The organism is Microbacterium sp. CR_7, assembly GCF_041954755.1.
Taxonomy (GTDB): Bacteria; Actinomycetota; Actinomycetes; order Actinomycetales; family Microbacteriaceae; genus Microbacterium.
Map to the genome: position 1 here is coordinate 605,055 of NZ_JAVAYF010000002.1, position 9,480 is coordinate 614,534.

Below are 9,480 nucleotides of genomic sequence, written 5' to 3' on the forward strand. Positions count from 1 at the left end.
TCCATGAGCAAGGGGAACGCCCTCACCATCGCGATGGTGGGGACACGGGGAGTGCCCGCAGCATACGGAGGATTCGAGACGGCGATCGAGGAAGTCGGTCGCCGTCTCGCTGAGCGGGGTCACGACGTCGTGGTGTACACCCGAGGGTCGGAGCGTCGCGAGAAGGAGTACCTCGGCATGCGGGTCGTCCACCTTCCCGCGGTACCCGTGAAGCAGGTCGAGACGCTGAGCCACACCGGCTTGTCGACGCTGCACCTGATGTTCCGTCGACGTCCGGACGCGACGTTCGTGTTCAACGCCGCGAACTCGCCTTTCCTGCCTCTCCTCCGACTGCGGCGCGCCCGCACCGCCCTCCATATGGACGGTCTCGAGTGGCGTCGCTCCAAGTGGGGTCCCCGCGGCAAGGCCTACTACCGGTGGGCGGAGCAGTTCGGGGTGCGTACCGCGGATGCGCTGATCGCCGACGCGCCGGGCATCGCCGACTACTACGCGCACCAGTTCGGCGTACCGACCGAACTGATCCGCTACGGCGCGCCGATTCTCGACGAGGCTCCCGCGCGCGGAGTGAGTGAGCTCGGCCTCGAGCCAGACGGGTACCACCTCGTCGTCGCACGCTTCGAACCCGAGAATCACGTCCGCGAGATCGTGCAGGGTTATCGCGACAGCGACGCGACACTGCCCCTCGTCGTCGTCGGCTCCGCGCCGTACAGTGCGGAGTACACCCAGGAGATCCAGCGACTGGCCGATGGCGACGACCGCATCCGGCTCGTCGGCGGCGTCTACGATCAGGAGCTTCTCGACGCCCTCTATGCGAACGCCCTCACCTACGTGCACGGCCATTCCGTCGGAGGGACGAACCCCTCGCTCCTGCGCGCGATGGGCGCGGGCACCGCGGTGATCGGGTTCGACGTGGCCTTCAACCGCGAGGTGCTCGACGACGACGGCTGGTTCTTCGCCGACGCCGGCGACGTAGCCGAGCACGTCACCGCAGCGGAATCCGATCCCGCGGAGACTCGCGAGATCGGAGCTCGCGCGCGAGAGCGCGCCCGTTCGACATTCCGGTGGGAGGGCGTGGCCGACGCGTACGAACAGCTCGCGCGACGTCTCTCCGAGGGGCACAGTGTGCACCGGGTGGCGCGCCGCTCTCGTCGATCGGCGCAGGAATGGTGACGGCGCAGCCCACTGTTCTCGTCGCGCACCCGGGCGCCGAGATGTTCGGCTCCGACCGCATGCTGCTCGAGAGCGTCATCGGATTCCTCGAGGCGGGGGCGCGAGTAGTGGTCGCTCTGCCGAGCCGGGGAGCACTCGACGTCGAACTCCGCCGTGCCGGGGCCGAGGTGGTGGTCGTCCCCATGCTCGTGCTGCGCAAGATTCTCCTGACACCCAGGGGACTGCCGCAGCTCTTCCGCGACACGTTCCGCGGGATCGGCGCGACGTGGCGACTGCTCTCCCGCCTTCGCCCCGATGCCGTGTACGTCTCCACGATCATCCTCCCGCAGTGGCCCCTGATCGCTCGACTCCGGCGAGCACGGGTCGTGACCCATGTGCACGAAGCCGAGGCGTCGGGCAGCAGGATGGTGAACGCCGCCCTGTACTTCCCGCACCTGATGGCGCACCGCGCGCTCGTCAACAGCGCTTTCGCTCTGGACGTCATCCGCAGTTCGCTTCCGATGCTCGCGCGGCGCGCGACGGTGGTCTACAACGGCGTCGCTTCCCCCGCCGATCCCCGTCCTCCCCGCGAGACACTCGAGAGCCCCCTGCGCGTCCTCTTCATCGGACGTCTGTCACCGCGCAAGGGCCCCGACGTCGTCATCGACGCCGCAGCAGCGCTCGCGCGAAGAGGACGCGCAGTGACCGTCACCCTGCTCGGAGCCGTGTTTCCCGGATACGAGTGGTTCGAAGAGGAACTGCGCGCACGGGCGCAGGCGTCAGGCGTCGACGTGACCTTCGCGGGGTTCCATCAGAGCGTGTGGCTCTTCCTCGCGGAGGCGGACGTTCTGACCGTGCCGTCCCGTGTGGACGAGCCCTTCGGCAACACCGCCGTGGAAGGGGTTCTCGCTCGACGACCCGTGGTGGCCAGTGACAGCAGCGGTCTTCGTGAGGCGGCCGGGGGATATCCGACGGCCCGATTGGTGACCGCCGACGACGCGGATGCTCTGGCCGATGCTCTCGAGGACATCGTCGAGCAGTGGCCGTCGCTTCGCCTCCGGCTGGACGATTCGCGTCGTATCGGCATCGACAGGCACGCTCCCGAGGCGTACCGGGAAGCCGTGAGCAAGAACGTGCTCGATTTCCGGTGAGCCCCGGGGAGCCGTGTCACCGCGGAGAGGTCAGCGTGGCGATGGCCGCACCCCAGCGCCGCGACGCGCTGTCGATCTCGTCGAAGACGCGTTCGTGCCGCGCGCGACTGGTGTGCGCGTCGGGGATGTCGAAATCAGCGCGCTTCCCCTGCAGTCGCTGCCAGCGACCGGGCTGCGGCGGTTCGATCCGCCCTCGCTGGGCGTTCATCGTGTCGGCGAGCGCGGCTATCTCGACGGCGACGCCCCTGATGCCGCGGTCGACCGCGTGTTCGGCCAGCGCTGCCGCCTCGAGCAACGTGAAGGTCCGTGTGCGCGCGTCCGGACGCAGCAGAGCGACCGCACCCCGCTCGTCGGCCGTGGCTGCGAGGATCAGTTCGGCGTTCTCGACATCGCTCGCCGTCAGCCGCGCGGATCGGTGCTCGGTCGCGAATGCGTCCCATCCGGTGCTGCCGGCCAGACGCGACCTCATCGTGTGGCAGACGGCGACATTGCCGCGAGCGCTGACACCCGCCGACGCGAACGAGGGCGGCGTGACGAAACCCGCCGAGCGAAGCCGGCATGAGGCGAGGTAGGCGATGACGGGGGATCGGCAGACGTTCGCGGCGCAGACGGCGAGTACCGATTCGGGCACCATACACTCTCCTCACACGCCGGTGGCTCTAGGCTATACACGGCACCTGCGTGCCCGCCGCACGTCGAGGACCGCCGGAGCGGGCGAAGAGCGGCGTGGGGCCGGTGACTGGACGGGGTTCGGGGGAGAACGATGGATCTGAAGGACTACCTGACGGCATTGCGCGACAGATGGTATCTGCTCGTCGCAGCGACCCTCGTCGGAGCCGTCGCCGGAGTCGCCTACGCCGCGGTGCAGCCAGACCAGTACGAGGCGACCACGAGTGCCTACGTCTCCTCCCAGCGCGGAGACACGGTGAGCGAACTCGTGCAGGGATCCCAGTACACGCAGAGCCTGATGCAGTCGTACGCGAATCTCGCGACCACACCCGCGGTGCTGCAGCCGGTGATCGAAGAGCTCCGTCTCGACACGACGGTCGACGACCTGGCGAAGAGGATCTCGGCGGAGGTGGAGCTCAACACCGTGATCGTCACGCTGACCGTCGTCAGCGAGGATCCCGCGGACGCGCAGAAGACCGCGACCGCCGTGATGGACTCACTGGCCGACGTCGTGAGCGGTCTCTCTCCTAAGGACGCCGACGCGAATCCGTCGATCGCGCTCACGACGGTGACGCCGCCGAGCGAGCCCGAGTTCCCCTTCGCGCCGAACACGCGTCTCATCGCCGTCACCGGGGCCATGCTCGGTCTCGTCCTGGCTGTCGTCTACGCCATCCTCAAGCAGCTGCTCGACACTCGGATCCGCACGGAGGACGACGCCGAGCGATCGGCGCAGATCCCCTTCCTCGGCCGAGTGCCGCGACCCGGGGGGAAGAGGAAGAGTCTGCGGACGTCCATCAGCGCGCAGTGGGAGGCGTCCGGTTCCACCCGAGAGGCCTACCGACGCCTTGCTGCGAGCCTCGACTTCGCCGACATCGACGGAGATCTGCGGATGGTGGTCGTGTCCTCCGCCTTCGCCGGCGAAGGAAAGACGACGACAGCGGTCAACCTCACTCTCGCCCTCGCCGAGCGACGCCCTCGGGTCCTCCTCATCGACGCCGATCTTCGGCGACCGCGCGTCGCTGAGGCGTGCGGCCTCGACGGATCCGTCGGCCTGACGACCGCGCTCACGCACCAGGCGTCGCTCGCCGACTCCATTCAGACATGGGGCAGCCGCAACATCGACGTCCTGACGAGCGGCCTGCGTCCTCCGAATCCGACGGAGGTCGTCAGCTCCGCCGCGATGCAGGATCTCCTGCGCGAGGTGCGGGAGCACTACGACTTCGTGGTGGTGGATTCCGCTCCCGTGCTCCCGGTCAGCGACACGCTCACGCTCGCGAGAGCCAGTGGCGCGAGTCTGCTGGTCGGTCGGTACAAGGTCACCCGTCGTCAGTCGCTCCGTCGTGCCGTCGACACTCTGTCGAGCGCGGGCGCTCGCGTGATCGGTTTCGTTCTGAACGCCGTTCCGCCCGAGCACTCCTCGTCGAGCTACTACGAGGAGTCGGAGCTCGTCGAGGTCTCACCGGCCGTCGAGTCCGAAGCGGGGAAAGCGCCCGCCGAGAAGGGTTCGAACTCGTCCGAGACGGATCAGCGCCGACCCCAGGGCACGCAGGCGAGATCCTCGAAGAAGCCGGCGCGGACGACCCCGCAGACCGGGAAGGCGAAGAACTCCGCGCGCTGATCACCGACCTTCAGCCGGCAGATCCGCCCGCTACTGCGTCAGCGAGCGAAGGGTGTAACCGAGATCGCCCCGGTGCTCGCGGTGATGGTGCACTGCGGCGATGAGAGCAACGGCGTCCAGCGCGATCTGCGGCGTCAGCACCTGGGGGTCGAGCCCTGCTGCCCGGACGAGACCAGTCCACTCCTCGTCGACGTCGCCGGAGACCAGCGTCGCCCGCAGAGTCCGGTCCCGCACGGCGAGGGAAAGGGGGTCGTAGAAGAACGGCGTCGGCCGTGCGTCCTCGAAATCGATGGGCGCCCAGGCATCCGGCCCTCGGCCGATCACGTTCTCCGGCGTGAGGTCTCCGTGGGACATCAGCCACGGCACCGGCCCGAGTGCCGCGTCTGCCACACGGAGATCGTGCCACCGAGGCGAGGACGGCAGTTCGCTGCGACTGGAAGCATCGAGCATCGGCCGCCTGTCCGGCGTCTTCTCTGCGCGCGCCGCGCCCTCGCGCAGGAGCCGTCGCAGCAGCTCGATTCGATCGGCGCCGCCCCACGCCGAGGAGGGCGAGCCCATGACGTGCTGCTCGACGAGAGTCAGACGGTCGTCGCTGAGACGCCATCGAACAGCGGGATAGACGGTGTCGAGCGTCGTCCGCCGCTCTCGGTACTCCGCCGGAAGCGGTGACCGCCGAAGGTGGGTGACCGTCGTGTCGAGACGGTCGAATCCTACGAGGCCCCCGTCCTTCGTCATGAGCACTCGGACGGGACGATCGTCGTCGGCGCGCTCGGCCGTCCCTTCGACCGACACGACGCGCGGCGACACCAGGAGCCGTCGTACGTCCAACAGCGTCCTCTTCGCACCCCGTCGACGATCGATCCTTCGAAGGGCCGCTGTCGCAAGACTCTCTGCGGTGCGGACGGCCGTGCTGGTATCCAGGATCCGCCATCTGCCGGGTGCCAGTGCCGCGCTGTGCGCGAGGAGCGATGTGGCGAACTCCTTCTTGCCGTGGCGCTCCCGCGCCAGGCCGCCGCTCATCGCGACGACCTGCCGAGCGCTCGGCGGATGAAGGAGACCACGGTCAGCAGGTCAGCGCGCGCCTGTCGGGAGACGAGCGCGATGAACGCGAGGTACAGGATGCTGGCGATGATCGCAACGATCACCGTCACGATCGATGTCCAGCCGAGGAGGCTGATGCCGAAGGCGATGACGCCGCACGGCACCGAGACGGTGAGGAGGATGCGGAGGATGTTCGCGATCAGCGGGCGCGACGAGACGCCCGTCACGCGCGACGCCCAGAGAAGGGAGACGATCCAGTGCAGGGCGTAGGCCACGGTGCTGCCGACCGCCACGCCGAACGCACCCCACGGCAGGCCGGCGAGGATGACGACGATCATGATCGGTCGCACGACGAGGAACATGCGCAGCTGGGCGCCGGTCTGCGCGGTGGCGAGGAACATCCAGTACGACACCTGAGCTGTCGCCCGCAGCACCCCGCCGATGGCCAACACCGCGAAGATGGGGGCCATGGGCGCCCACTTCGGACCGAACAGCACGTCGACGATCGCCGGCGCCATGCCGCTGGCCAGCGCGAACAGCGTCGCGGTCGCGTATCCGCCCACGATCTGCGCCTTGAGCAGATACCCCGCGAACCGTTCCTTCTCCTCGTGCACGCGGGAGAGCACCGGGAGCGCGACCCTCGTCATCGGCGCGTTGATCTGGTTGAGCGGAGCCATGAGCAGCTGATAAGCCCGGTCGTAGAATCCGAGCGGCCCGGCACCCCACACGACGCCGATCGCGATGTTGTCGACGTTCTTGGTCCCGTACGAGATGAGCTGCGTCACGAAGAGGGCTGCACCGAAGCGCATGAATCGACGGATCGACGTCTGCCGCTTGGGCAGTCCGGGCAGCCACCGCGCGATCGCGACCGAGAGCACCAGCAGGACCAGCGACGAGGAGAGCTGCTGCACGACCAGGGCCCAGTAACCGAAGCCCTGCAGTGCGAGCAGGATGCCCACGGCGAAGCCGACGGTCGGAGCGACGGCCTCGGTGACGGACAATCCGAGGAACCGCAGGCGCCTCGTGAGATCCGCGCGATACTGCGTCACCATCCCGCTCAGGACGAAACCGATGGACATGACGAGGACGATGGCGGGAACCTCGTCGCGCGAGTAGATGAGTCCCACCAGCGGCGCCGCGAGAGCGACGACGACGGCGCACGCGGTTCCTAGCCCGGTGTTCACCCAGAACAGGTTCGTGCGCTCGTCCCTGGATACGTGCGCAGCCTGGATGGCCGCGCTCGAGAGACCGAAGTCCCTGAACAGCTCCGAGATTCCGATCACCGCGGCGACCATCGCGATCAAGCCGAAGTCGTCGGGGCTGAGCAGTCGTGCGAGGACGAATATCGACACGAACTGGAGGACGGTGCGGTAGAGCTGGCCGGCGAGGGTCACGCTGGCGCCGCGCGCCGCGGCATCCCCTAGACTCGCGCGCTGAGAGCCCACTCCCACCCCCAGTTTTCTCCCCGATGAGCCCGTAGACTCGTAGAGGTCAATACTACAGCCGAGGGGTCGACGAGGGGGGTCGCGGATGACGACGACGACGCCTCGGTCCATGCCCCGCGAGCGCACCTTCTTCACGGACGCGGAAGCGGCGCTGGCGCTTCTGACGCTGTTCCTCATCGGCGCACGGATCTTCCTCGGTTCCGGGGTGAGCATCGGCCAGATTCTCGCGCTCGCCCTCCTCCCTCTCTGGCTTCCCCGCCTCGTCTCCAGCTGGAGCGGACTGTGGCTCGCGATCACCGCCGCGCTGGCGACGATCTCCGGGGTCTGGCTGACGGCGGTCGCGGCGCAAGACCACGACTCGTCCACGAGCACACTCATCGCGACGACATTGCTGTTCCTCAGCGTGCCGATGATCGCCGGTATCGTCGTGTGGGCTCAACGATTCGTGCCGCTGTGGACGATCGGCGTCACGTTCGGTCTCGGGATGGTCGCCGCGGCGGTGATGCGGCCGTCGACTTTCGCGGAGAATCCCTGGAAGTTCGCGGTGGGCCTGCCGATCGCGGTCATCGCCCTGTCGATCACCCTGCGGCCTCACAAGCGTCTCCCGGACATGCTCGCGCTCGCAGCCCTCGCTCTGGTCTCCGTCGCGATGGACTCGCGTGCGTTCTTCGGCGTCTTCACCATCGTCCTTCTCCTGCTCGTCTGGCAGGCGATGCCGCGGATCTCCAATAAGCGCATGTCGGCGGCGAAGGTCCTCGTGTGGGCGGCGGCCATCGGTGTGACCGTCTACGTGATCGGCACGAGTCTGCTCGTCGAGGGCTACCTCGGGCAGGAGGCGCAGGCACGGTCGGTCGAGCAGCAGGAACGGGCGGGCTCCGTCCTCGTCGGCGGTCGCCCCGAGCTCGCGGCGACGGCCGCTCTGTTCCTGCATCGCCCGCTCGGTTTCGGAGCGGGCACGATCGCTTCGCCATCCGACATCCTCGTGGCGAAATCCGGGATGCAGGTGATCAATTACGACCCGAACAACGGCTACGTCGAGAACTTCATGTTCGGACCCACCAAGTTCGAGCTGCACTCGATGACCGGCGACCTCTGGGCGTACTTCGGCTGGCCGGCCGTGATCTTCCTCGCGATCGCTGTCGTCGTGATGATCCGCCGGGTGGCTGTCGAGCTCGCCCGCGGCACGGCGACGGCCCTGCTCCTGTTCGCGGTGATCATCACCGCCTGGAACCTCTTCTTCAACCCGATCTACAGCTCTGCACCCTTCTTCGGTCTGGCCCTCGGCCTCGCCCTCGCCGGTCCGCATCTGCGGTCGGAGGAGACGCCCTGGCGAGAGGCCGTGCTGCGCAGATGAGTTCGAGAAGACTCCGGGTCATGATGTCGACCCCGGCACTGCGAGAGACCACCAATCCCTACATCGTCCAGCTCGTGCGATCGGTGGGTCGTGAGGCCGACGTCCGCCTGTTCTCCTGGCGCGATGCGATCATGGGTCGCTATGACGTGCTCCACGTCCACTGGCCGGAGATCTTCACCTCCGCTTCGAGTGCTCCGAAGCGCTGGGCGCGTCGGGTGCTGGTGTCGGCAGTGCAATGCCGCCTCGCACTCACGAGAACCGCCCTGGTGCGCACGGCGCACAACGAGCGCCCGCATGAGCAGGCCGCTTCCGTGGACGGGAACATCCTGCGACGATGGGACCGTCTGACCACGCTGTGGATCGTTCTCAACGAACGCACGACCACGGCTTCCGAGGCGCCGACGGCGTTCATTCCCCACGGGCATTACCGAGAGCACTTCGCCTCGTACGAGCGACGCGAGCCATCGGCTGATCTGGTGAGCGTCGTCGGACACATCCGGCCGTACAAGGGCGTGGAGGATCTCGTGTCGGCTGTCGTGAGCGACGCGCGTCCCGACGCCTTCCGCGTTCACGTGGCGGGAAAGCCGGCGAACTCCGCACTGCGGAAGGAGCTGCTCGAGGTGGCCGGCGACTCGCCTCGGATCGACCTGGAACTCGACTTCATCGACGACGCCCGGATGGTCGAGGTGATCTCGTCCTCCTCGCTCGTCGTGCTGCCGTATCGGAACCTCCACAACTCCGGCGTCGCGCTGCTCGCCTTGTCGCTCGATCGACCTGTGCTCGTACCGGACAACGCGGTGACCCGCGACCTCCAGGCGGAAGTCGGAACGGACTGGGTGCATCTCCTCAAGGACGACGTCGATCTCCCCTCTGCCATCCGCACCGCTCTGTCGCTCGGTATCCCTGCCGGTCAGCCGGACCTGCGCGCCCGGGAGTGGTCGGTGACCGCGCACGAGCACGCCGAGGCATACCTGCGCGCGCAGAAGATCCGCAGGAAGCGTTCCTGACGCTTCCTGCGGATCGGATGCTGTGACTCGTCGCCCCGCGGGCTGA

8 protein-coding genes are annotated in these 9,480 nt (G+C 67.9%); 5 read left to right on the forward strand and 3 right to left on the reverse strand.

The features are described 5' to 3' along the window. The first annotated feature begins 3 nt into the window (after nt 1-3). Both RAC81_RS06095 and RAC81_RS06100 read left to right on the forward strand, forming a co-directional pair. Nucleotides 4-1,170, forward strand: a complete 1,167-nt coding sequence (locus tag RAC81_RS06095) for a DUF1972 domain-containing protein (RefSeq protein WP_375081489.1) — start codon at nt 4-6, stop codon at nt 1,168-1,170. Beyond that, nucleotides 1,164-2,300: a glycosyltransferase gene (locus RAC81_RS06100; protein WP_375081490.1), complete on the forward strand. Its 1,137-nt coding sequence runs from the start codon at nt 1,164-1,166 to the stop codon at nt 2,298-2,300. The genes RAC81_RS06095 and RAC81_RS06100 overlap by 7 nt, the downstream gene beginning before the upstream one ends. 16 nt (nt 2,301-2,316) lie before the next feature. Here RAC81_RS06100 and RAC81_RS06105 read toward each other — a convergent pair whose 3' ends face one another. Next, on the reverse strand, nt 2,317-2,934 hold the full coding sequence (locus tag RAC81_RS06105; protein WP_375081491.1) for a hypothetical protein: 618 nt from the start codon (nt 2,932-2,934) through the stop codon (nt 2,317-2,319). Nucleotides 2,935-3,063: 129 nt separating this feature from the next. On the opposite strand from RAC81_RS06105, the gene RAC81_RS06110 reads away from it, so the two are divergent. Next, nucleotides 3,064-4,587, forward strand: coding sequence for a polysaccharide biosynthesis tyrosine autokinase (locus tag RAC81_RS06110; RefSeq protein ID WP_375081492.1), 1,524 nt, complete (start codon nt 3,064-3,066; stop codon nt 4,585-4,587). 30 nt (nt 4,588-4,617) lie between these two features. Here RAC81_RS06110 and RAC81_RS06115 read toward each other — a convergent pair whose 3' ends face one another. After that, complete coding sequence (locus tag RAC81_RS06115) at nt 4,618-5,415, reverse strand: phosphotransferase (RefSeq protein ID WP_375081493.1); 798 nt, start codon at nt 5,413-5,415, stop codon at nt 4,618-4,620. 188 nt (nt 5,416-5,603) lie between these two features. Beyond that, nucleotides 5,604-7,250, reverse strand: coding sequence for a lipopolysaccharide biosynthesis protein (locus RAC81_RS06120; RefSeq protein ID WP_375081494.1), 1,647 nt, complete (start codon nt 7,248-7,250; stop codon nt 5,604-5,606). Between RAC81_RS06120 and RAC81_RS06125 the strand changes: the two genes are divergently transcribed. Together RAC81_RS06125 and RAC81_RS06130 are read left to right on the forward strand one after the other, a co-directional pair. After that, nucleotides 7,159-8,427, forward strand: coding sequence for a hypothetical protein (locus tag RAC81_RS06125; RefSeq protein WP_375081522.1), 1,269 nt, complete (start codon nt 7,159-7,161; stop codon nt 8,425-8,427). The genes RAC81_RS06120 and RAC81_RS06125 overlap by 92 nt on opposite strands. 20 nt (nt 8,428-8,447) lie before the next feature. Continuing rightward, entirely contained in the window at nt 8,448-9,434 is a 987-nt protein-coding gene (locus RAC81_RS06130) for a glycosyltransferase (protein WP_375081495.1), read from the forward strand. Nucleotides 9,435-9,480: the final 46 nt, after the last annotated feature.